Source organism: Pseudomonas sp. RC10, assembly GCF_038397775.1.
Taxonomy (GTDB): Bacteria; Pseudomonadota; Gammaproteobacteria; order Pseudomonadales; family Pseudomonadaceae; genus Aquipseudomonas; species Aquipseudomonas bambusae.
In genome coordinates, this window is record NZ_CP151650.1 from 1,105,706 (window position 1) to 1,126,543 (window position 20,838).

Annotated in this window: 23 protein-coding genes; 7 read left to right on the forward strand and 16 right to left on the reverse strand. The window is 60.1% G+C overall.

Features of this window, described 5'->3' with window-relative positions; genetic code table 11:
* Positions 1-8: 8 nt before the first annotated feature.
* Together murI and AAEO81_RS04995 are read left to right on the forward strand one after the other, a co-directional pair.
* Positions 9-809, forward strand: a complete 801-nt coding sequence (gene murI / locus AAEO81_RS04990) for a glutamate racemase (protein ID WP_341962044.1) — start codon at positions 9-11, stop codon at positions 807-809.
* A 114-nt stretch (positions 810-923) separates the two neighbouring features.
* A complete protein-coding gene (locus AAEO81_RS04995) occupies positions 924-1,442 on the forward strand; it encodes an acyloxyacyl hydrolase (protein WP_341962045.1) in 519 nt (172 codons plus the stop codon).
* 120 nt (positions 1,443-1,562) lie between these two features.
* On the opposite strand, the gene AAEO81_RS05000 is transcribed toward AAEO81_RS04995, so the two are convergent.
* The 12 genes from AAEO81_RS05000 to AAEO81_RS05055 all read right to left on the reverse strand — a co-directional run bounded on the left by AAEO81_RS05000 (position 1,563) and on the right by AAEO81_RS05055 (position 11,744).
* Positions 1,563-1,880, reverse strand: coding sequence for a YkgJ family cysteine cluster protein (locus AAEO81_RS05000; RefSeq protein WP_341962047.1), 318 nt, complete (start codon positions 1,878-1,880; stop codon positions 1,563-1,565).
* A 58-nt stretch (positions 1,881-1,938) separates the two neighbouring features.
* A complete protein-coding gene (locus AAEO81_RS05005; RefSeq protein WP_341962049.1) occupies positions 1,939-2,454 on the reverse strand; it encodes a DUF2878 domain-containing protein in 516 nt (171 codons plus the stop codon).
* Complete coding sequence (locus AAEO81_RS05010) at positions 2,447-3,709, reverse strand: cyclopropane-fatty-acyl-phospholipid synthase family protein (protein WP_341962051.1); 1,263 nt, start codon at positions 3,707-3,709, stop codon at positions 2,447-2,449. Before AAEO81_RS05010 ends, AAEO81_RS05005 begins: the two co-directional genes overlap by 8 nt.
* Positions 3,696-4,499 (reverse strand): DUF1365 domain-containing protein, encoded by an 804-nt coding sequence (locus AAEO81_RS05015; RefSeq protein ID WP_341962052.1) that lies wholly within the window; start codon positions 4,497-4,499, stop codon positions 3,696-3,698. Before AAEO81_RS05015 ends, AAEO81_RS05010 begins: the two co-directional genes overlap by 14 nt.
* 11 nt (positions 4,500-4,510) lie before the next feature.
* Positions 4,511-5,758, reverse strand: coding sequence for an FAD-dependent oxidoreductase (locus AAEO81_RS05020; protein ID WP_341962053.1), 1,248 nt, complete (start codon positions 5,756-5,758; stop codon positions 4,511-4,513).
* A complete protein-coding gene (locus AAEO81_RS05025; protein ID WP_341962054.1) occupies positions 5,755-6,543 on the reverse strand; it encodes an SDR family NAD(P)-dependent oxidoreductase in 789 nt (262 codons plus the stop codon). The genes AAEO81_RS05020 and AAEO81_RS05025 overlap by 4 nt, the downstream gene beginning before the upstream one ends.
* Complete coding sequence (locus AAEO81_RS05030; protein WP_341962056.1) at positions 6,540-6,965, reverse strand: nuclear transport factor 2 family protein; 426 nt, start codon at positions 6,963-6,965, stop codon at positions 6,540-6,542. The genes AAEO81_RS05025 and AAEO81_RS05030 overlap by 4 nt, the downstream gene beginning before the upstream one ends.
* Complete coding sequence (phrB, locus tag AAEO81_RS05035) at positions 6,958-8,403, reverse strand: deoxyribodipyrimidine photo-lyase (RefSeq protein ID WP_341962057.1); 1,446 nt, start codon at positions 8,401-8,403, stop codon at positions 6,958-6,960. The genes AAEO81_RS05030 and phrB overlap by 8 nt, the downstream gene beginning before the upstream one ends.
* 12 nt (positions 8,404-8,415) lie before the next feature.
* Positions 8,416-9,345 carry a MerR family transcriptional regulator gene (locus tag AAEO81_RS05040; RefSeq protein WP_341962058.1) on the reverse strand — a complete coding sequence of 310 codons (930 nt, stop codon included), beginning with the start codon at positions 9,343-9,345 and terminating at the stop codon, positions 8,416-8,418.
* Between the two features lie 3 nt (positions 9,346-9,348).
* On the reverse strand, positions 9,349-10,329 hold the full coding sequence (locus AAEO81_RS05045) for a DUF523 and DUF1722 domain-containing protein (RefSeq protein ID WP_341962060.1): 981 nt from the start codon (positions 10,327-10,329) through the stop codon (positions 9,349-9,351).
* A gap of 216 nt (positions 10,330-10,545) precedes the next feature.
* Complete coding sequence (locus AAEO81_RS05050; RefSeq protein WP_341962062.1) at positions 10,546-10,761, reverse strand: TIGR02450 family Trp-rich protein; 216 nt, start codon at positions 10,759-10,761, stop codon at positions 10,546-10,548.
* Positions 10,758-11,744 (reverse strand): NAD(P)/FAD-dependent oxidoreductase, encoded by a 987-nt coding sequence (locus AAEO81_RS05055; RefSeq protein WP_341962064.1) that lies wholly within the window; start codon positions 11,742-11,744, stop codon positions 10,758-10,760. Before AAEO81_RS05055 ends, AAEO81_RS05050 begins: the two co-directional genes overlap by 4 nt.
* A gap of 301 nt (positions 11,745-12,045) precedes the next feature.
* Here AAEO81_RS05055 and AAEO81_RS05060 point away from each other — a divergent pair, with 301 nt between their 5' ends.
* Positions 12,046-12,948: a TIGR01777 family oxidoreductase gene (locus AAEO81_RS05060; protein ID WP_341962066.1), complete on the forward strand. Its 903-nt coding sequence runs from the start codon at positions 12,046-12,048 to the stop codon at positions 12,946-12,948.
* Positions 12,949-12,962: 14 nt separating this feature from the next.
* A complete protein-coding gene (gene hemH, locus AAEO81_RS05065; protein ID WP_341962068.1) occupies positions 12,963-13,988 on the forward strand; it encodes a ferrochelatase in 1,026 nt (341 codons plus the stop codon).
* Positions 13,989-14,154: 166 nt separating this feature from the next.
* Here the strand turns inward: hemH and AAEO81_RS05070 are convergent, their stop codons facing one another.
* Positions 14,155-15,435 carry a uracil-xanthine permease family protein gene (locus AAEO81_RS05070; RefSeq protein ID WP_341962069.1) on the reverse strand — a complete coding sequence of 427 codons (1,281 nt, stop codon included), beginning with the start codon at positions 15,433-15,435 and terminating at the stop codon, positions 14,155-14,157.
* A complete protein-coding gene (gene upp / locus AAEO81_RS05075) occupies positions 15,435-16,073 on the reverse strand; it encodes a uracil phosphoribosyltransferase (RefSeq protein WP_166597240.1) in 639 nt (212 codons plus the stop codon). The genes AAEO81_RS05070 and upp overlap by 1 nt, the downstream gene beginning before the upstream one ends.
* A 371-nt stretch (positions 16,074-16,444) precedes the next feature.
* On the opposite strand from upp, the gene AAEO81_RS05080 reads away from it, so the two are divergent.
* The 3 genes from AAEO81_RS05080 (at position 16,445) to AAEO81_RS05090 (ending at position 18,026) form a co-directional block, all read left to right on the forward strand.
* Positions 16,445-17,002: a hypoxanthine-guanine phosphoribosyltransferase gene (locus AAEO81_RS05080; RefSeq protein WP_166597239.1), complete on the forward strand. Its 558-nt coding sequence runs from the start codon at positions 16,445-16,447 to the stop codon at positions 17,000-17,002.
* Positions 17,003-17,181: 179 nt separating this feature from the next.
* A complete protein-coding gene (locus AAEO81_RS05085; protein WP_341962071.1) occupies positions 17,182-17,670 on the forward strand; it encodes a hypothetical protein in 489 nt (162 codons plus the stop codon).
* A 68-nt stretch (positions 17,671-17,738) separates the two neighbouring features.
* The gene (locus tag AAEO81_RS05090) at positions 17,739-18,026 is read left to right on the forward strand and encodes a PA4642 family protein (protein ID WP_166597237.1); all 288 of its coding nucleotides are present in this window, start codon (positions 17,739-17,741) and stop codon (positions 18,024-18,026) included.
* A gap of 127 nt (positions 18,027-18,153) precedes the next feature.
* Here the strand turns inward: AAEO81_RS05090 and mqo are convergent, their stop codons facing one another.
* The gene (mqo, locus tag AAEO81_RS05095) at positions 18,154-19,662 is read right to left on the reverse strand and encodes a malate dehydrogenase (quinone) (protein WP_341962073.1); all 1,509 of its coding nucleotides are present in this window, start codon (positions 19,660-19,662) and stop codon (positions 18,154-18,156) included.
* Positions 19,663-20,392: 730 nt separating this feature from the next.
* Positions 20,393-20,626: a hypothetical protein gene (locus AAEO81_RS05100; protein WP_341962074.1), complete on the reverse strand. Its 234-nt coding sequence runs from the start codon at positions 20,624-20,626 to the stop codon at positions 20,393-20,395.
* Positions 20,627-20,838 lie beyond the last annotated feature (212 nt).

Below are 20,838 nucleotides of genomic sequence, written 5' to 3' on the forward strand. Positions count from 1 at the left end.
GGTCGAACATGGCTAGAGACAACGACGCGCCGGTGGGTGTGTTCGATTCCGGCGTCGGCGGGCTGTCGGTGCTGGGTGAAATTCATCAACTGCTGCCTAATGAATCCCTGCTGTACGTTGCCGACTGCGGGCATATCCCCTACGGCGAAAAAACCCCAGAGTTCATTCGCCAGCGTTGCGTCGATATCGCAGAATTTTTTCGCGAACAAGGCGCCAAGGCCTTGGTGATCGCCTGTAACACGGCCACTGTGGCAGGGGTCGCCGATCTGCGTCAGCGTTACCCGGATTGGCCCTTGGTCGGCATGGAGCCTGCGGTCAAACCCGCTGCGGCAGCGACTAAAAGCGGCGTAGTGGGCGTGCTGGCAACCACCGGGACCCTGCAAAGCGCGAAGTTCGCGGCATTGCTGGACCGTTTCGCAACGGACGTTCACGTGATTACCCAACCTTGTCCGGGGCTTGTCGAGCTGATCGAAACCGGTGACTTGGTCAGCCCGGTCATTCGCCAGTTATTGCAAGGTTACGTGGACCCACTGCTGGCGGCGGGTTGCGACACCATCATCCTCGGTTGCACCCACTACCCATTCCTCAAACCGCTGCTGCGCGAGATGATTCCGGCGTCGATCACCCTGATCGATACGGGCGCTGCAGTTGCCCGTCAACTCCAGCGGCTACTCATTCAGCGGGACCTTCTCGCCAGCGGAAGGCCTCTGCCAACGCAGTTCTGGACGAGCGGCAGTCCGGATAATTTCAGAAACATCCTACCGTTGCTATGGAAAAAATCTGACAGTGTGCGAAGCTTCATCTCGTGAAAAAAACGTGAAGAGCGCTGCGTTTTGGGTGAACTTTCACTCATTCGAAGATTTCTATAGCCAGTCTGTTGATACGAAAAATTTCTAACTGCATTCGAAAATAGGATGTTTCAGATGAAGCGACTGTTTTGTTTGGCTGCGATTGCGGCTGCGTTGTCGGGGCAAAGTGCGATTGCACAGGCTGATGGGGTTGAGTTCTCAGTGGGGCACACTGGCGAGTCGACCATGACCTATCGTCTGGGCGCGCAGTTTGATTGGGATAAAAGCTGGTGGCAGACCAGCGTCGGTCGTCTGACCGGTTACTGGAGTGGCGCCTATACCTATTGGGAAGGTGACAAGAACGCGAGCAACAACAGCCTGTCGTTCTCTCCGGTGTTCGTTTATGAGTTCGCTGGCGACAGCGTCAAACCCTATATCGAAGCCGGTATCGGTGGTGCTGTATTCCAGCGCACCGAAGTCGAAGGCAACAAAATGGGCAGCGCGTTCCAGTTCGAGGACCGCTTGGGCTTTGGCCTGCGCTTTGCCGGTGGACATGAAGTGGGCCTGCGTGCCACTCACTACTCCAATGGCGGCATGACCAGCGACAACGACGGGATCGAAAGCTACGCCATCCATTACACGATGCCGTTCTAAGCGAGCCTCTCTTCACATCTGTAGGAGCGCGCTTGCCCGCGATGGCGGTGTGTCAGTCAACACTTCTGGCACAGGCCGAATGCAATCGCGGGCAAGCGCGCTCCTACAGGTCTACGGTGATCACACGTACGCCGTCGCAATCCCTTCCCGCTCGGTGATGCACTCCGGCGAACCCATCTCGAATTCCCTGCAGATCAGCGGCCTTCGGTCGTAGATCGTGCACCGCATCGTGTCGCGATCCAGTGCCGCGCACCAGCCGTCATCCAGGCGCAGCATCACCTCACCGCCCCAATCGTCAGTGTCGATGAAGCGTTCGGGCACGCCCGTGTCGGTGATCAGCATCACTTCCAGCTGACAGCAGCAAGCGGCGCAGGTTGAGCACGTTACGGCAGGCTCGACAGGCGTGACGGGGAGTTGAAGCAGGGGGATGGCAGTCATGGGCCGCAGTGTAAAGCAGCGGCTAGTGCATCGGGGACTGGTCTGACGGACGCGGCTTTCAAGCGGACGCTTCGTGGCGGTGTGCTTGACGGAACCAAGCCGCCAGCCAATGCAGCAACGGAAAAACCACCGCCCAGATTGCGCCGATGATGAATGCACTCGGCCACACGCCTAATGGCAAATGAACATAGGTCAGGTGAGACCCCGCGATGTAGGACGCCGGGCCGCCGACCGCCCCCAGCACACTGCCCAGCCACCACGGCCGAGCCGTCCATGCCAGGCAGTGCCCCAAGGTTGTCGCGAGCAAGGGCCAGAGCAAGGCCAGCCACAATGGAATGACGCGACCGGCTTCGCCAAAATCGAACACCCCGACTTTGATCAACGCACTGTCGATCACGCAGCCCAGCGCGAACACCGTCATCAGCAATTTGCCCTCGGCCTGCCAAGAGCCGATCAGCCACAAATGGACCAGCAAAATCGCAAGCACGAGCAACAGCCACCCGCTGTTTCCACCCAGCACACAGGTGAACCAGCCGATCTGAAACAGCGCCGCGTTGGCCAGCTTTTTAAGCATCGAACCGTCCCAACAGCGGCGCCGTCATCGCACGGGGTTTGGCCAGCAGCAGTTGCGCGGTGCCAATGGTGCGCTCCAGAAAACCGCCCTCGCAGTAGCACAGGTAAAACTCCCACAAACGCAGGAAGTAATCGTCGTAGCCAAGCTCGGTCAGGTAGCCGGCCGCGTGGCGGAAGTTGTCGTGCCACATGCGCAAGGTCCGTGCGTAATGCAGCCCGAAATCTTCCATGTGCAGCAGGTTCATGTCGGTGTCTTTGCTGACGATGTCCAACATCCGGGTGACTGAAGGCAGCGCGCCGCCGGGGAAAATGTAACGCTGAATGAAATCCACACTGCGCATGGCCTGCACATAACGCTGTTCGCGGATGGTGATCGCCTGCAGCAGCATCAGGCCGTCGTCCTTGAGCAACCGCGTGCATTGCTTGAAATACGTCGGCAGAAAGCGATGGCCCACTGCTTCGATCATCTCGATGGACACCAGTTTGTCGAACTGGCCCGTCAGGTCGCGGTAGTCGCTGAGCATCAACGTGATCTGCTCGCCCAGGCCCAGTTCGGCGATGCGCTTTTCGGTGTACGCGAACTGCTCTTTCGAAAGGGTCGTGGTGGTGACCTTGCAGCCGTACTGCTGCGCAGCGTAAATCGCCATGCTGCCCCAGCCGGTGCCAATTTCCAGCAGATGATCGGAAGGCTTGAGCGCGAGTTTCTGACAGATGCGTTCCAGCTTGTTCAGCTGCGCCTGTTCCAGCGTGTCGTCGGGGCTGAGGAATTGCGCGGCCGAGTACATCATCGTCGGGTCGAGAAACTGCTCGAACAGGTCATTGCCCAGGTCGTAATGGGCGGCGATGTTTTTCTGTGAACCCTTGCGGGTGTTGCGGTTGAGCCAGTGCAGACCTTGCACGAATGGCCGACTCAGCCGCGCCAACCCGCCTTCCATTGCATCGAGGACGTCCAGATTGCTGACGAACACGCGGACCACGGCGGTCAGGTCTGGGGTGGTCCAGTAGCCATGAATGAACGCCTCGCCCGCGCCAATCGAGCCATTGCTGGCGACCAGCCCCCACGCAGCCGCGTCCTGCACGTGAATTTCACCTTGCAGCGCCGCGCCCGCCGCACCGAACACGTGGCGGTTGTCGTTTTCGTAGACCACCAACTGGCCGTAGCGCAGGTGCTCAAGCTGCCGCAGTACGCCGCGTCGCAGCAGGTTGGAGGTCAGGCTGTTGGCGCCGAACCCGGCAGATACGCTACTGCTTTTCATGACGTCGTTCCTTCTGTTGAGCGGCGGCAATGCGGTACGAGCCTTCGGCGGCCTGATGGGAAAAAATCGGTATGCGTTTGATGAAAAGCCGCAGCGCCTGCCAGTAAATGGCGAGGCAGGTCTTGGCCGTCATCCACGGAAAGCTCAGCAGATGACGATGCAAGGCCGAGCGGCTCATCGTTTGGCGTTGCAGGTTGAGCGTGGCGTCGAACATCTTTTCGTCGCCCTGCCAGTCGGCCATGTGCACGCCGAGGCGCTCATCGGGCTGGCTGAAGCTCATGCGGTATTCCAGATCCCGCGGCAGAAACGGCGAGACGTGAAACGCCTTGGCCACGGCGAAATGCTGATGGCCCTCGGCGGCACTGGCGGGCAGCACGTAGTGATAGCGCTCGCGCCACGGCGTGTTGGTGACTTCGCAGACAATCGCGGCCAACGTGCCGTCCAGTTCGAAGCAATAGAAGAAGCTCACCGGGTTGAACGACAGGCCCCAACTGCGCGCCTGGGTCAGCAGGCAGATGCGGCCCAGCGGCGCGCGACCCAGGGATTGGCGAATGATCTCGCGCACGGCGCCGGTCAGTGAAATGCCCCGGCGGGTGTATTCGCGCAGGTAATCATTGGGCCGAAACGAAAACGGCGCCAGACGCCCCACCCCGGCGAACGGAGACAGGCGCATCACAGCGTCCTGTTCATCGAGGTCGAGGTACAGCATGCCGATGCGGTAGGTGAACGCATGGGCCTTTGGCGCAAAACGCCGATGGGTGATCAGGCCGCTGTAAAGGGCGCTGTTCATCGGCAGGCTGCTCACAGTGATTCCCCGAAGGCGGACGCCACGCGCAACGCGCTGACGACACCGTCTTCATGAAAGCCGCTGGCCCAGTAGGCGCCGCAGTAATAAGTGTGTTGCGCGCCGAACAGCTCTTGCCACCGGGCTTGGGCGGCGATCCCTTTGAGGCTGTATTGCGGGTGGGCGTAGCGATAGCGGGCAAGGATTTTGCTCGGGTCAATGGCGGGGGTCTGGTTGAGGCTGACACAAAACGTGGTGTCGCTGTCGATACCTTGCAGGATGTTCATCGCGTAGGTGACGGCGGCTGATTGATCGCCCGCGCCGCCTAGCCGGTAATTCCAGCTGGCCCAGGCGAGCGGGCGTTTGGGCAGCAGGCGGGTGTCGGTGTGCAGCACCACGTCGTTGTCGGCGTAGGGCAGGGCGCCGAGAATGTCTCGCTCGTTGGCGCTGGGTTCGAACAGCATCGCCAGGGCCTGATCGCTATGACAGGCGAAAATCACCTTGTCAAAACGCTCGCTGCCGCTGGCGGTGTGCACCGTCACCCCGTCGCTGTCGCGTTCGACGCGGCTGACCGGGCATTGCAGGCGAATGCGTTCCCGGAACGAGGCCGTCAATGGCTCGATGTAGCGGCTTGAGCCCCCTTCGATCACGCACCATTGCGGCCGGTTGCTGACGGACAGCAAACCGTGATTCTTGAAGAAGCGCACGAAGAATTGCAGTGGAAACCCCAGCATGTCTTTCAACGACATCGACCAGATCGCCGCGCCCATGGGCACGATGTAATGGTCGGTGAAGCGCTGGCCATAGCCTTCGGATTTCAAGTAGGCGCCGAGGGTGGTGTCGGCGGCGATGCGCTGGCTTTGCAGGTCGGCGAACGCCTGTTTATTGAAGCGCAAAATGTCCCGCAGCATGCCCCAGAAGGTCGGCGACAGCAGGTTGCTGCGCTGGGCGAAGAGGCTGTTGAGGTTGTTGCCGTTGTACTCGGTCTGGCTGTGCGGATCGCACACCGAAAAGCTCATCTCGGTGGGTTTGAACGCCACGCCCAGCTTGCCGAGCAGCTTGATGAAGTTGGGGTAGGTCCAGTCGTTGAAGACGATGAAACCGGTATCGATCGCGTGGGTCTTGCCGTTCACCGTCACGTTAACCGTGTGCGTGTGCCCGCCGATCCAGCTGTCAGCCTCAAACACGGTAATGTCATGCACGCGGTTGAGCAGCCAGGCGCTGGTGAGGCCGGAAATGCCGCTGCCGATGATCGCGATCTTCATTGCGCGCCCTCGCGTTGGCCGGGAGCCGAACCAGAAGCGCGCACCATGCGTTTGCTCAGCGCCAGTTGCAGACGACCGGGCAGAATCGCCACGGCCTTGAGCGTGAGGATCAGCAGGAACGGGAAGGAAATCTCCAGAGGGCGCCGGGTTTTCTCCAGACGCTGCGCAATGAAGTGGGCGGCTTTTGGAGCAGACCAGCGCAACGGCATCGCGAAATCGTTCTTCGCAGTGAGCGGCGTATCGACGAAACCGGGGTTGATCAACGTGACGTCGATGTTTTCGTGGGCCAGGTCGATGCGCAGCGACTGAAACAGGTAGCGCGAACCGGCTTTCGACGCGCCATAGGCTTCCGAGCGGGTCAGCGGTAGAAACGCCACCGAACTGGCGACACCGACGAGGTGAGGGCGTTTGCCCAGGCGCAACAGGATCAGCGCCTCTTGAACGCAGTAAGAGGTGGCGATGAGGTTGGTCTTCACCACCCGCTCGACCAGCCGCGCGTCGAAATGGTGGGTGTCGACGTATTCACAGGTGCCCGCGTTGAGGATCGCGGTGTCTAGCGCACCCCAGACCTGAGCGATGCGTTCGCCAATCGCCGTCACCTGTTGCAGGTCGGTGACGTCGCCGGGTGCGAGCAGTACCTGATCGGGGAATCGCTGCTCCAGTGCCTCCAACGGCGCGACGCTGCGGGCGGTCAGCGCGACCTCGTGGCCTGCGTTCAGCAGCTCTTCGGCCAATGCCAGGCCAATCCCGCTGCTGGCGCCGGTCAACCAGATGCGGCGCTTCATGCGAGCCTCCTTTTGAGCCAGCCGATCATGCGGCCCATCACCGGCAGATGCTCATAGAGCAGGGCGCCTGCGTCGAAATAGTCGCGGTGTTGAAACACTTTGTTCTCCGCCCACAGCAGGTGCGAGCAACCTTGCACGGCAATCGGCTCGCCCTGGTTGAGGCGCGGATGGCGGTAGGTCATGGTCCAGCGCAAGTAGCCCTTGCCCTCGCGCACTTGGTCGAAAGCGTGAAACTCGAACGACACATCCCGAACGTTGGCGTATAGCTCGGCGAAATACCGGTGCAGCTCGGGCAGGCCGTGGACCTCGTGCAGCGGGTCGGCGAAGTCAATGTCCGCGCTGTACAGCTCGTCCAGCAGATGCAGATTGTCTTTGTCGAGTTCGGCGAAGCGCCGGGCGTAATCGCGCAGGAATTCACTCATGGTCTTGAGTCTCTGCTTGTCGATGGGGCAGGGATTTGAACGCCGTGAGCGCGCGCTCGCGGCTGGCCTTCAGGTTGACGATGGGCGAGGGGTAGCCTTCGACGCCAAACAGCCCGCCGAGGGACGACGGGTCATGAATGTCGCGCTTGTTCAGGTCTTTCAGCTCCGGCACCCAATACTTGATGAACAGGCCTTCCGGGTCAAATCGCTCGGACTGGTTCAGCGGATTGAAGATGCGGAAATACGGCGAGGAATCAGTGCCGGTGGACGAACTCCATTGCCAGCCGCCGTTGTTCGCCGCCAAGTCACCGTCGATCAAATGCTGCATGAAGAACCGCTCGCCTTCGCGCCAGTCGAGCAGCAGGTTCTTGGTCAGAAACATCGCCACGATCATGCGCAGGCGGTTGTGCATCCAGCCGGTGTGCACCAATTGCCGCATCGCTGCATCGACGATGGGAATCCCGGTGCGGCCTTGTTGCCAGGCTTCCAGCTCCTTGGGCGCGTGACGCCATTTCAAGGCTTCGGTTTCAGGCCGGAACGCGCGGTGGCGGGAGACACGCGGGAAGCCGACCAGCACGTGCTTGTAGAACTCGCGCCACAGCAGCTCGTTGATCCAGGTCACCGAGCCGACGTTGCCGGTCTCGAACTCGCCGTTGTTGCTGCGCAAGGCCGCATGCAGGCACTGACGGGGCGAGACCACGCCCGCCGCCAGGTACGCAGAGAGCTGGCTGGTGCCAGGCTTGGCGGGGAAGTCGCGCTCGTCGTTGTAGTAATGCACTTGGTCGTCGGTGAAGTGTTCGAGACGTTTGCGCGCTTCGTCTTCGCCGGCAGGCCAGAGCTTGCGAACCGCGTCGGAGGGCGTCGCGAAGCCTTTGACGTGATCAGGCACGGCATCGCTTTTTACATGCACGGGCGCCTGTTTGCTTGGCAGGCGTATCACCGACGGCATCGAATGGTGCAAGCGCTGGTAACAGATTTTGCGGAACTGGGTGTAGACCTTGAAGTAGCCGCCGGTCTTGGTCAGCACGCTCCCTGGCGGGAAGAACAGTTGGTCGAGGTGGCGGGTGAAGCCGATGCCGTGTTTATCCAGCGCCGCTTCGACGGCCTTGTCCCGGTTATCTTCGTTGACGCCGTATTCTTCGTTGACGTGCACATGCTCGACGTCGTGGGCCGTGCACAGGTCCAGCAGCGCTTTCGGCGCCTTGTCCCACGTGTTGGCGTGCACGATCAGCAGCGGCACATTGAGGGCGTTCAGTTCGTGCTTCAACGCCTCCAGATTGCGCAGCCAGAAATCGACTTTGTTCGGCGAATCGTCATGGCTCTGCCACTGCGTGGGACTGATCATGTACACAGCCAGCGTCGGCCCCTGCTTCATCGCAGCGCTCAAGGCGGTGTTGTCGTGTACGCGCAGGTCGGTGCGCAGCCAGATCAATTGCATGCTCTTGAATCCTTAAATGATGTCCAGACGTTGCAGTGCGGTCTGGGCGGTCAAGGGGTCTTCGGCCAGAGTAAGTCCGGCGACCTCACTGACAGATACGGATAACTCGGCCGAATGGATGCGCACGGTCGGGCCAATAATCAATTTCGGGCAGTCAATGGCGTTCAACAGGCGGGGGAGCTGGCTCAGGTTCAGCGGCTTGCTGGAATAGAACAGCACCGCGCGCGGCTTGAGGTGCTCGCACGCCAGGCCCAATTCCGCCGCGGGCACCGGCCAATCGAAGACCTCCACCGGGCAGTCGGCGCTGCTCACCAGCCAGGCCGTCAGCCACAGGTGCGGTTCGAGTGGCACATCGGACTGATTGATCAGCAACACAGGGGCGCCGTTGACTTGACGATTGTTGTGGTAAAGCCGTGCCCCGAATTTGCTCCGTAGCCAGGAATAGAAAAACACCCGTTCCAACTGCGCGCCGAACTGGCCTTGCCAGCGTTGTTCCAGCGTCGCCAGCAACGGCAGCAACAGTTGCTCGCAGAGGGTGCGCGGCGGGTAGAGCGACATGGCCTGATTAAGCGTGTCGTCCAGTCGCCGTTCCGACAGGGTCGTGATCGCTTGCAAGAGCGTCTGTCGGAGCTGATCCCAATCACTTTCAATGCTCGGCGGCGGTGCCTGCTGATCGTCGATCAACTGCTTGACCTGACTGACCGACACGCCGCGATTGAGCCAGGTGAGGATGGTCAGCACCCGGTCCACATGGGCCGTGCTGTAGAGACGGTGGCCCTTGGGCGTTCGATGGGGAACGATCAGGCCATAGCGGCGCTCCCAGGCGCGCAGGGTCACGGCGTTCACCCCGGTCAGCCGGGCCACTTCGCGGATCGGTAGCCAGCCTTCTTCCAAAGCATGGGCGTAGTCCTGCGTGTCATTCAGCGGTTCGGTTTCTTTCATGGTTTAAATCGCGTTGCGCAGGCTGAGGTTCTCCGGATGCGGTTGCAGGTACACCTGCAGCGCGATGTACGGGTCCGGGTGTTGGCGAAAGTGGTGTTTGAGCAGCGTCAGCGGCACCACCAGCGGCACGATGCCCTGGTGGTACTGGTTGATAACGGCCTGGATTTCCTGCTTGTCGGCGGCACTGATGGTCTCGCGCAGGTACCCGCAAATGTGCTGCAGCACGTTGGTGTGGGTACGGCGCGTGGCTGGTTTTTTCAGGGCCGCCATCAGTTCGCTGAAGTAGCGCGGCGCGACGTCGTTGGGATCGCAGCGGCCCATGTTGCCCAGCAGGTTGCCTAACGCCTTGTATTGAATTGGGTCATTGGCCATCAGTTGGTATTTGTAGCGGGAATGAAATTCGGTGAGGGCGCGACGGGTAACGCCTTCTTTCAGCAACTGTTGCCAGGCGGCGTAGGCGTAGACGCGGGTGATGAAGTTCTCGCGCAGCACCGGGTCGTTCAGGCGGCCGTCTTCTTCCACGGGCAGATTGGGGTGTCGGGCGCAGAATGCCTGGGCGTAGATACCGCGACCTCCCGCATCGAACGGCGCACCGTTGTCGCGATAGACCTTGACCCGCTCCAGCCCACAGGACGGCGATTTCTGCATGAAGATGTAGCCGCAGATGTCGCTCATTTCCTCAGCCATGTGCGCGCCGTAATCGGCCAGTGGCTGGGTCACGTTCATGTCTTCGTGGACACTGCCCACGGCTTGCGGATGCTCCGGGTCGCCCACCAGCCGGATCGCCTCACGTGGGATGCCCATGCCGATGGCGACTTCAGGGCACGCGGGAACGAAATCGAAATACTCGTGCAGAGCCCGGGTCAGCAGGTGTGATTCTTTATGGCCGCCGTTGTACCGAACTTCTACGCCCATCAGGCAGGCGCTGACCCCCAATTTGGGTTTGGATTTCTGTTCCGGCGATTGATCGGCGGGTACGGACATAGACAAACCTCGATAAACTTTCTTGTACAGACTGACAGCGCTGTACAACTTCTGTTCATCATAGGTTTGAGGTTGTACAAGTCAAATGATTTGTACAGGTATTGCCGACTTGTAGGAGTGAGCTTGATCGCGATGCGTTATTTCAGGCGCTGCGATGCTGACTATGTCGACGCCTCGCGAGCAAGCTCACTCCTACAGAGAGGGAATGCTGCAAGGCTATTTCCAGCCCATCACCCAGCACTCGTCGTCCTGCAACGCTTGCCAGGCGAAACGCTCGCTGCGTTGGGTCAGCACCGCCTGCAACTCGATTTCCAGCACAGTGCCTTCTTCGTCGCGAAAGAGTTCGGTCACCAGAAAGTGTTTTTCGCGATGGCGAGGATGGGCTGCTGTCCATTTCGACAGCAGCAGTTTGCGTGGATTGAGGCGATTCACTTGAGGTGTTCGAGCAAACGGCGCGCAGCTTCTTGACCGCTGAGCCAGGCCCCTTCGACTCGCCCGGACAGGCACCAGTCGCCACACACATAAAGGCCCAGATCCGGATCGGACAGCGCGCCGACTTCACGTCCACCCGCCGGTCTGGCGTACAGCCAACGATGGGCGAGGGTGAATGCCGGGGCGGGCATCGCGCAGTTGATCAGCTCGGCGAACGCGCCGTGCAGATGATCGATGACCTGCTCGCGGGGCATGTCCAGATGCTGACGACTCCAGGCGCTGGTCGCATGCAAGACCCACGTGTCCATCGTGCTGTCGCGTCCAGGTTTGCTGCGGTTGCGGGCGAGCCAGTCGATGGGGCTGTCCTGCACGAAGCAGCCCTCCAAAGGGGTGTCCAGCGGTGTGTCGAACGCCAGTGCCACGGCCCAGGTCGGCTCCATTTTTACCCCGGCCACAACACTGGCCAGCTTTGGTGCAGCTGCCAGCAGCGCTGTCGCCTGAGGGGCGGGAATGGCGATGACCACCTGACTGAACGGCCCATGATTGCGGCCGTCAGCGTCGATCAGGTGCCAGTGCTCTTCGCCCCGGAAGACCTCGGTGATGCGGCAGGAGAACGTGACCGGCATGTCACTGAGCATCGCTCGTGTGATCGCGCTCATGCGCGGCGTGCCAACCCAGCGCACCTGCTCGTCCGGGGACAGGCTCAGCGCGCCATTCTGGAAGTTGTAGAGCTTGGGTTTCCATTCAGCGACGTGACCTTCGGCCTGCCACTGTTGAACCGCAGCGGCGAAGCGACGATCACGGGCCGTGAAATATTGCGCGCCCATGTCCAGGGCACCCGCATCGCTGCGCTTGCTGGACATGCGTCCGCCGCTGCCACGGCTCTTGTCGAAAAGGTGGATGCCATGCCCGGCAGCTTGCAATGCGCGGGCGGCAGAGAGTCCGGCGATACCGGTACCGATGATTGCGATGGGTACAGTCATAGGGGCCTCGTTACCTTGTCTGCACAGACTACGCCGACGTCAAAACCTGTACAATGCTGTTTTTCGGTATAACTTATCGTCCCTCGACGTTCAGGACGTTGATCGCCTCGCGATCCATCTTGAGTGTGATGTTCTTCAGTGTGACGCCTGCTCGGAATCGTTCAACTGCGCGAACGGATTAATCGAACGTACGGTTCAGAAGCCGTTCTCTATAGCGTGGCCTACTCTCCCTTCACAAGCGCGTTGTTTGTGAAGAAATAGACTACCGATTTGCGACGAACGCCACGCGAGGAAGACACTCATGCACATCTTGCTGACCGGCGGTACAGGCTTGATAGGCCGTCGCCTATGCCGACACTGGCTCGATCAAGGCCATCGACTGACAGTCTGGAGCCGCAAGCCCGACGATGTGCCGCGTCTTTGCGGTGCCGGCGTGCGCGGCATCGCTCATCCCGATGACCTTGGCAGCGAACCGGTCGATGCCGTCATCAATCTGGCCGGCGCCCCGATTGCCGACCGCCCCTGGACCCGCAAGCGCAAAATGCTGCTGTGGGACAGTCGCATCACCCTCACCGAACAACTCATCACCTGGCTTGAACGTCGCCAGCAAAAGCCCGGCGTATTGATCTCGGGATCAGCCGTGGGCTGGTACGGCGACGGTGGTGAGCGGGAGTTGGACGAAACTTCGCAACCCGTCAGCGAAGATTTCGCCAGCCGCCTGTGCATCGCCTGGGAAGAAACGGCCCAGCGCGCCGAGGCCTTTGGCATTCGCGTGGTGTTGCTGCGAACCGGTCTGGTGCTGGCCCGCGACGGCGGCATGATGCAGCGTCTGTTGCCGCCGTTCAAAATGGGCATGGGCGGACCGATCGGGAACGGACGCCAATGGATGCCGTGGGGCCATATCGACGACCAAATCGCCGCGATTGATTTTCTGTTGAACCGAGAGGACGCACAGGGCCCCTATAATGCCTGCGCGCCATCACCGGTTCGTAACCGTGATTTCGCCAAGACACTCGCCGGGATTCTGCACCGTCCTGCGTTCATGCCCATGCCGGCGATTGCGCTGCGGGTCCTGATGGGCGAACTGTCGATTCTGCTGTTGGGCGGCCAGCGCGCTCGCCCGAACCGGTTGCTGGAAGCCGGATTCACGTTCCGATTCACCGATCTGCACGCGGCCCTGGAAGACCTGTTGGGCCGCCACTGACATCAAGGTGTTGCATGACCGATCACGCGTTACTGCTGGTAAACCTGGGTTCGCCAGCCTCCACCGACGTTGCGGATGTTCGCCGCTACCTCAATCAGTTCCTGATGGACCCTTATGTTATCGATCTGCCGTGGCCGGTGCGCCGCTTGCTGGTGTCACTGATCCTGATCAAACGCCCGGAGCAATCGGCCCACGCCTATGCGTCGATCTGGTGGGACGAAGGCTCGCCCCTCGTTGTGTTGAGCAAGCGTCTGCAACAGGCGATGACGAAGGAATGGACCCACGGCCCGGTCGAGCTGGCGATGCGATACGGCGAGCCGTCGATTGAAACGGTATTGACCCGTCTGGCGGCGCAGGGCATCAAGAAGGTCACGCTGGCGCCGTTGTACCCGCAGTTTGCCGACAGTACGGTGACCACCGTCGTCGAAGAAGCCCGCCGTGTGATTCACGAGAAAAAGCTGAGTTTCGAGCTGGCGCTGCTGCCGCCTTTCTTCAACCAGCCCGAGTACCTCGACGCGCTGGTGCAGAGCGTCAGGCCACATCTGGAACAAGATTACGATCACCTTTTGCTAAGTTTTCACGGTTTGCCCGAGCGGCATATCAACAAACTCGACCCCACGGGGAGCCACTGCTTCAAGCACGGCAACTGCTGCGAAACGGCGTCACCCGACGTGCTGGCGGTCTGTTACCGGGCTCAGTGCATGCGCTCATCGGCCGAGTTCGCCAAGCTGATGGGCATCCCCGATGGCAAATGGTCGGTGTCGTTTCAGTCACGGCTCGGACGCGCCAAATGGATCGAACCCTACACCGAAGCGCACTTGGCCGAACTGGCGGGGCAGGGCGTGAAGAAGTTGCTGGTCATGTGCCCGGCGTTTGTGGCGGACTGCATCGAGACGCTGGAAGAGATCGGCGATCGCGGGGCGGAGCAGTTCAAGGAAGCGGGGGGAGAGGAGTTGGTGCTGATCCCGTGCCTGAATGACGACCCGAACTGGGCGAAGGCGTTGAATACGCTGTGCGAGCGTGCGCCTGCGATGGTTTGAGCTCGGCAGTTCTGTAGGAGCGTGGCTTGTCCCGCGACCGGCGGGGAACCCGCCGTAAAACCTGCCAACGCGTTATCCCTGTCATCCCGCAGACGCCGGGTTTACGACGACTACGTCGCCGGTCGCGGGACAAGCCACGCTCCTACAGTCATCACATGGGAAAAAACTACGGCAACTGATCATCCAGATGCTTGTTCTTCCAGCTGTCATTGCCCGGCAGGATCAGGTTCAGCAGGATCGCGGTCACTGCGCACAGCGCAATGCCTTTCATGCCGAAATCGTCAGGCCCGTTGCCAGTGCCGATCAGCACGCCGCCGATGCCGAACACCAACGTGACCGAGACAATCACCAGGTTGCGCGCTTCGGCCAGATCGACCTTGTGGCGAATCAGCGTGTTCATGCCCACCGCTGCAATGGAGCCGAACAGCAAGCACAAAATCCCGCCCATGACCGGCACCGGAATGCTCTGCAACAGCGCACCGAACTTGCCGATGAACGCCAGGGCAATGGCGAAGATCGCCGCCCAGGTCATGATTTTCGGGTTGTAGTTCTTGGTCAGCATCACCGCGCCGGTCACTTCGGCGTAGGTGGTGTTGGGCGGGCCACCAAAGGCGCCTGCGACTGTTGTCGCGATGCCGTCGCCAAGCAGCGTGCGGTGCAGGCCCGGCTTCTTCAGGTAGTCGCGACCGGTCACGCTGCCGACCGCGATCACGCCGCCGATGTGCTCGATGGCCGGGGCCAGCGCCACAGGGACGATGAACAGAATCGCCTGCCAGTTGAATTCCGGCGCTGTGAAGTGCGGGATGTCCAGCCAGGGCGCTGCAGCAATTTTCGCTATGTCGACCACGCCGAAATAGAACGACAGCGCAAAGCCCACCAACACGCCGGAAATGATCGGCACCAGACGGAAAATGCCTTTGCCGAACACGGCAACGATCAGGGTGGTCAGCAGCGCCGCCATCGAAATTGTGATGGCCGTGTGGTACGGAATCAGCTCCGCCGCGCCGTCACCCGTACGGCCCATGGCCATGTTGGCGGCAATGGGCGCCATCGCCAAGCCGATGGAAATGATCACCGGGCCAATCACCACCGGAGGCAGTAAACGGTCGATGAACCCCGTGCCTTTGATCTTCACGGCCAGGCCGAGGAAGGTGTAGACGAAGCCCGCCGCCATCACGCCGCCCATGGTCGCCGCCAGGCCGAATTGGCCTTTGGCGAGAATGATCGGGGTGATGAACGCGAAGCTGGAGGCCAGAAAAACCGGTACCTGACGGCCCGTCACCACTTGGAAGCACAATGTGCCCAAGCCTGCCGTGAATAGCGCGACGTTAGGATCGAGGCCGGTAATCAGCGGCATCAGTACCAGCGCACCGAACGCCACGAACAGCATCTGGGCCCCCGAGAGGATGGTGCGCCACAGTGGATCGTTGAACTCATCCTGTTTCATCAGGCGTCCTTTTGTTTGGTGCCGAAAATCTTGTCACCGGCGTCGCCCAGGCCCGGAATGATGTAGCCGTGTTCGTTCAGGCGCTGGTCGATGGACGCGGTGTAGATCTGCACGTCCGGGTGCGCTTTCTCGACGATGGCGATGCCTTCCGGCGCGGCCACGAGGACCATGGCGCGGATGTCGCGGCAACCGGCTTTTTTCAACAGGTCGATCGTGGCGACCATCGAGCCGCCGGTGGCCAGCATCGGGTCGATGATCAGCGCCAGACGCTGGTCGATTTCCGGTGCGAGCTTTTCCAGATACGTGTGGGCTTCAAGGGTTTCCTCGTTGCGCGCTACGCCCACGGCACTGACCTTGGCGCCCGGAATCAGGCTGAGCACGCCTTCGAGCATGCCAATGCCCGCGCGCAGGATCGGCACTACGGTAATCTTCTTGCCCGCGATCTTCTCGACCTGAACGGTGCCTGCCCAACCTTCAATATCGTAGCTTTCCAGTGGCAGGTCCTTGGTCGCTTCATAGGTCAGCAACGAGCCGACTTCCTGCGCCAGTTCACGAAAATTCTTGGTGCTGATATCGGCACGGCGCATGAGGCCGAGCTTGTGACGGATCAGCGGATGGCGGATCTCACGAATGGACATAAGGGGAAGGCTCCAGCGGGCGGGCAAAAAAAACGGCTTAGATTAATCTATTACGCTGTAACTTGTCTTACCGGTTAGGTTCGCGTTTCTTACATTAATGGGACGTAGGGTCTTCACGATAAAGTCGGCGAGCGAAGGCTATGTCGCAAAACAGGTGAGGAACGGCCGGGGTCGCGGTCGACTTTAGGGGCCTAAATGAGCATTCCGAGCCTGTTTTTAACGCGGCATGGGGCGCGTTACACCGAAGGTGTCCAGCCTGCAGCCACTTTTCGTGGAGACTCTGTGCAACGTTAGTCCAGAAAAACTTGCCCTGACCTGATCCGATGCGTACCTTTGCCCGCTTTTCCTTAAGCACCCCCCTGGAGAGCGTCATGTCCGCTGATCTCGATCATATCCGTCAAGTCATGCGCGAGGCTGACTGCCTGTACACGAACGACGAAGTCGAGGCGTCCATTGCCCGCGTCGGCGAGCAAATCAACAGCGTGTTGGCCGACCGCAACCCGGTCGTGTTCTGCGTGATGAACGGCGGTCTGATCTTCGCGGGCAAGCTGCTGACCCACCTGAACTTCCCGCTGGAAGCGTCTTACCTGCACGCCACCCGCTACCGCAATGAAACCAGCGGCGGCGAGCTGTTCTGGAAGGCCAAGCCTGAAGTCTCGTTCATCGACCGTGACGTGCTGATCATCGACGACATCCTTGACGAAGGTCACACCCTGGGCGCGATCATCGACTTCTGCAAACACGCGGGCGCCAGCGCTGTTCACACCGCTGTGCTGATCGACAAAGACCACAACCGCAAGGCGCGTCCTGACTTGAAAGCCGATTTCGTCGGCCTGCCGTGCATCGACCGCTACATCTTCGGTTATGGCATGGATTACAAAGGCTACTGGCGCAACGCTGCCGGGATCTATGCCGTAAAAGGAATGTAACAGACGCCCCGCTTGACCCTGGGAGCGAATTCATTCGCGAGACGGCCGACCAGGCGACAGATGTGCATCGCTTGTACCGACGAATCGCGAATGAATTCGCTCCCACAGGTTATGCAGTGTTCGGCAGAAGAACGATGCTCACATGCTAGAGTGCCTCCCACTTTTTCCGGGAGGCACCCATGACGTTCTCGTTTCGTAGTCAAGCTGCGTTGATGTTGTTGTTGTTGGCCCTGCCGCTCCCCGCTCTCGCCGAACCCATGCACGCCCAATACCTCCCGCCTGACGAACTGTCCGTGCGCGAAGGCGAGCCCGAGCAGCAGCAATTGCTGCAGATCACCGACTACACGATCGTTGTCGGCAGCCAGCGTCAATCGAATCAGCAGCCCATTCCTGTCACATCGCCCCTGAGTTTGCGCCTCAAAGGCAAACCCATGAACAAGGGCGCAACGATTTCGGAGGTGGTGATTCATTTCGACGGCGAAAGCAAAACCCTGAAAAAACCGGCCTATGACGAACCGAGCCGCACCCTGACCCTTTTCTACCCCGCCAGCCAATACCGCGTGCTGGTGGACCTGCTGCGCAACGAAAAGGTCTATTGCCAGTTCCTCAGCTACGCCAACGGCCACGTCTGGGCTGACTTGCACACCGGCAGCGTACGCGCGCGTTGAGCCAGTGGCCGGGCGAGGGGTAAACTGCCCGCCCGTGAAAATGTCCCGCAAGTCAGTTGGAGTCAGCAATGCGTAAAGATAAGAAGCAGGTGATTGGCGATGAAATCGGCGACGCCCAGATCAAGCTGTTCCTGGATTTTGAGCCGGTCGATGCCACGTCGCCATCGCTGCACAAGCTGATCAAAGGCTACCGCGGTCTGCGGGTCGATGATTTTGAGCGTTTTCTGGTGTTCTTCAAAGAAGCAGGCTACGACCTGGATGGCAAAGATGAGCACGGCAACGACTTCATTGCCTTGATCAAGGACCAACGCAACGCTCAGGACTACATTGACCTGATCGAAAAAGCCCGCGCCTGATTTCCTGCTCTATCGTGCCTGGCAACAGACACTTGCTCTAAATACGTGTTGGCCTGACGCAGAAACCAAAAGCCCCGCTGCGTGGGCGGGGCTTTTGGTTGTTCACAGATTCAGAAAGGGTTCTGAATCACGCGAAGCTTGTTGCTGCCGGACTGTTTGGAACCAGATCCAGACTCTCGTCGCTTTCGGCGCTCACACGCTGATACAGCTGCGCGTCAGTTTCCAGCGCTTTTTCCCGAGCCGGGAAGATTTCATTCAGTTTGGCAGCCCACTCGGTTTTGGTTTTTTCCGGGAAGCAGCGTTCGATCAGGTCGAGCATGATCGAAACGGTGACCGAGGCACCTGGCGAGGCACCCAGCAACGCCGCGAGGGTACCGTCTTTGGCCGAGACCAGTTCGGTGCCGAATTGCAGAACGCCGCCTTTCTTCGGGTCCTTCTTGATGATCTGCACCCGCTGACCGGCCACTTCCAGGCGCCAGTCTTCGGCTTTCGCTTCCGGGTAGAAGCGACGCAAGGCATCCAGACGCTGTTCCATCGATTGCCGCACTTCGCTGATCAGGTACTTGGTCAGGTCCATGTTGTCGCGGGCCACGGCCAGCATCGGCGCGATGTTGGCAGCGCGAATCGACAAGGGCAGGTCCATCAGCGAGCCGTGCTTGAGGAACTTGGTGGTGAAGCCGGCGTAAGGGCCGAACAGCAGGGAGGTCTTGCCGTCGACAACGCGGGTGTCCAGGTGCGGCACGGACATCGGTGGCGAACCCACCGCAGCCTGGCTGTACACCTTGGCCTGGTGGCGCTTGACCACTTCCGGGTTGTCGCAACGCAGCCATTGGCCGCTCACCGGGAAACCGCCGAAGCCTTTGCCTTCTTCGATGCCGGACATTTGCAGCAGCGGCAATGCCGCGCCGCCAGCGCCCAGGAACACGAACTTGGCGTCGATTTCGCGGGTGCCGCCGCTGTTGACGTCCTTGATGGTCACGCTCCAGCCGTTGCCTTTACGGCTCAGGCCGGTCACGCGCTTGCAGTATTTGACCTGCGCATCGGGCGCGCTCGACAAGTGCTTGAGCAGCTGGTTGGTCAGGTTGCCGAAGTTGACGTCGGTGCCGTGCATGACACGGGTCGCGGCAATTTTCTGATCGGCAGGACGGCCGGGCATCATCAGCGGCATCCACTCGGCCAGTTTCGCCTTGTCTTCGGTGTATTCCATCGAAGAGAACGCGTGGTGCTTGCTCAGCGCCTCGAAGCGTTTTTTCAGGTAGGTCACACCTTTTTCGCCCTCGACGTAGCTCAGGTGCGGAACCGGCGTGATGAACGAGCGCGAAGAACCGAAGGTGCCCTTGCGAGCCAGGTAGGCCCAGAACTGCTTCGAGACTTCAAACTGTGTGTTGATATGAATCGCTTTTTTGGTGTCGATGGAGCCGTCCGCCGCTTCCGGCGTGTAGTTCAGCTCGCACAGGCCTGCGTGGCCGGTACCGGCGTTGTTCCAGGGGTTGGAACTCTCGGCGGCACCGGAATCCATCAGCTCGACGACCTCGACTTTCAGGCTCGGGTCGAGCTCCTTTAGCAGTACGGCGAGGGTGGCACTCATGATGCCTGCCCCGACCAATACCACATCGACTGCTTCGTTCTGCGCCATTAACGCGTCTCCAAAAATCTGCTGCACCAAATTGACGGCATGAGATCCCGAGGTCAGTTGCCGGGGGCGGGCGGCGCGTTATCGCGCAATGCCTCGTACCACCCGACCGGGAGCGTCATGTCCGATTCTTCGCAATTTTTTGCATGTCAGCGCACGCCTTGAGAGGGCCTGGTTGATGCTTTTATGGAAAGCATGAACTCATTTTTCGGCCTGGACAGCCATTCGACCATCGTCAAGACATCCGGGGCATGCAACCAAATCCGTAGCGGACAGGCTTCAAGCTCCGGTTGTGGAGGCTGCGCGGCAGTCGGTCCTGTGCAAGGGGGCTGGGTCAGACGCTAATGGTGCATGTACAAACGCGTAACTATTCATTTGCTCGCCACACTCTTGTGAAGTTGTGAAAACCCGTTTTTTTCACGCTCTTTTGGAGACGCGAACCTCAAAAAGGGGCTGCGCGATGGCAGCTCCGACAGATCAGGTTCGGACCCAGTGTGGGCAATGGTGGGCAAGAAAGGTTCGAGTGCATCGACCATTTCACGCTCGCAAGGCGACATACCGGGCAGCACATGTCTGTGTGGAAGGCTCTCTGTGGGCGTTACGAAGGTGCTGATTTTGTGGATCAGCGGTGCTGCGAGGCCCGATCAGGAGACGTCCTTATAATCGGGGGGAGATTATAGCGATGAAACGCGCAGAATTGATCCAGAAAAAATGAGTTTTATTTGCCGTTCGGTCAGATGCTGAGCAAATGCCGGGCGGTAATCGCACGTGCGCGAGGCGTGACGCGAGCACTGGCAGGCAGTGGGTGATGCAGCCAGCTCAGTTTTGGTTGGTGTACTTCCACCCAGCCGTGCCCTTCCGGCGCAACCGCGCAGTGCTTGAACGAGAGGCAGACGCCAAGGTGGTCCAAGCGAGCGTAGTGGCGATAATGGCGGCGTCGCGAGAACAGAGACCAGAGAAAGTCCATTGCGAGGACTCCTTGTTTGGGTGGTTGTGAAAAGTATGTCGTGCGCCGATGACACGGCTGTGACGCTGGTGTTGCTCGATGATGTCTGTCATCGATGAGGCAGACCGGCGAACAGGAGGGTGGGAACCGCGACGATGGCACTTTGTCGTATCTTTACGCTAGTGAGCGACCTCCGGAGGTCGTTATACTGCGGCACAATTTGTGCCTTGGCC

Coding starts and splice junctions, on each gene's coding strand:
- murI (WP_341962044.1), top strand. CDS start 9: ATGGCTAGAGACAACGACGCGCCGGTGGGTGTGTTCGATTCCGGCGTC.
- AAEO81_RS04995 (WP_341962045.1), top strand. CDS start 924: ATGAAGCGACTGTTTTGTTTGGCTGCGATTGCGGCTGCGTTGTCGGGG.
- AAEO81_RS05000 (WP_341962047.1), bottom strand. CDS start 1,880: ATGACTGCCATCCCCCTGCTTCAACTCCCCGTCACGCCTGTCGAGCCT.
- AAEO81_RS05005 (WP_341962049.1), bottom strand. CDS start 2,454: ATGCTTAAAAAGCTGGCCAACGCGGCGCTGTTTCAGATCGGCTGGTTC.
- AAEO81_RS05010 (WP_341962051.1), bottom strand. CDS start 3,709: ATGAAAAGCAGTAGCGTATCTGCCGGGTTCGGCGCCAACAGCCTGACC.
- AAEO81_RS05015 (WP_341962052.1), bottom strand. CDS start 4,499: ATGAACAGCGCCCTTTACAGCGGCCTGATCACCCATCGGCGTTTTGCG.
- AAEO81_RS05020 (WP_341962053.1), bottom strand. CDS start 5,758: ATGAAGATCGCGATCATCGGCAGCGGCATTTCCGGCCTCACCAGCGCC.
- AAEO81_RS05025 (WP_341962054.1), bottom strand. CDS start 6,543: ATGAAGCGCCGCATCTGGTTGACCGGCGCCAGCAGCGGGATTGGCCTG.
- AAEO81_RS05030 (WP_341962056.1), bottom strand. CDS start 6,965: ATGAGTGAATTCCTGCGCGATTACGCCCGGCGCTTCGCCGAACTCGAC.
- phrB (WP_341962057.1), bottom strand. CDS start 8,403: ATGCAATTGATCTGGCTGCGCACCGACCTGCGCGTACACGACAACACC.
- AAEO81_RS05040 (WP_341962058.1), bottom strand. CDS start 9,345: ATGAAAGAAACCGAACCGCTGAATGACACGCAGGACTACGCCCATGCT.
- AAEO81_RS05045 (WP_341962060.1), bottom strand. CDS start 10,329: ATGTCCGTACCCGCCGATCAATCGCCGGAACAGAAATCCAAACCCAAA.
- AAEO81_RS05055 (WP_341962064.1), bottom strand. CDS start 11,744: ATGACTGTACCCATCGCAATCATCGGTACCGGTATCGCCGGACTCTCT.
- AAEO81_RS05060 (WP_341962066.1), top strand. CDS start 12,046: ATGCACATCTTGCTGACCGGCGGTACAGGCTTGATAGGCCGTCGCCTA.
- hemH (WP_341962068.1), top strand. CDS start 12,963: ATGACCGATCACGCGTTACTGCTGGTAAACCTGGGTTCGCCAGCCTCC.
- AAEO81_RS05070 (WP_341962069.1), bottom strand. CDS start 15,435: ATGAAACAGGATGAGTTCAACGATCCACTGTGGCGCACCATCCTCTCG.
- upp (WP_166597240.1), bottom strand. CDS start 16,073: ATGTCCATTCGTGAGATCCGCCATCCGCTGATCCGTCACAAGCTCGGC.
- AAEO81_RS05080 (WP_166597239.1), top strand. CDS start 16,445: ATGTCCGCTGATCTCGATCATATCCGTCAAGTCATGCGCGAGGCTGAC.
- AAEO81_RS05085 (WP_341962071.1), top strand. CDS start 17,182: ATGACGTTCTCGTTTCGTAGTCAAGCTGCGTTGATGTTGTTGTTGTTG.
- AAEO81_RS05090 (WP_166597237.1), top strand. CDS start 17,739: ATGCGTAAAGATAAGAAGCAGGTGATTGGCGATGAAATCGGCGACGCC.
- mqo (WP_341962073.1), bottom strand. CDS start 19,662: ATGGCGCAGAACGAAGCAGTCGATGTGGTATTGGTCGGGGCAGGCATC.
- AAEO81_RS05100 (WP_341962074.1), bottom strand. CDS start 20,626: ATGGACTTTCTCTGGTCTCTGTTCTCGCGACGCCGCCATTATCGCCAC.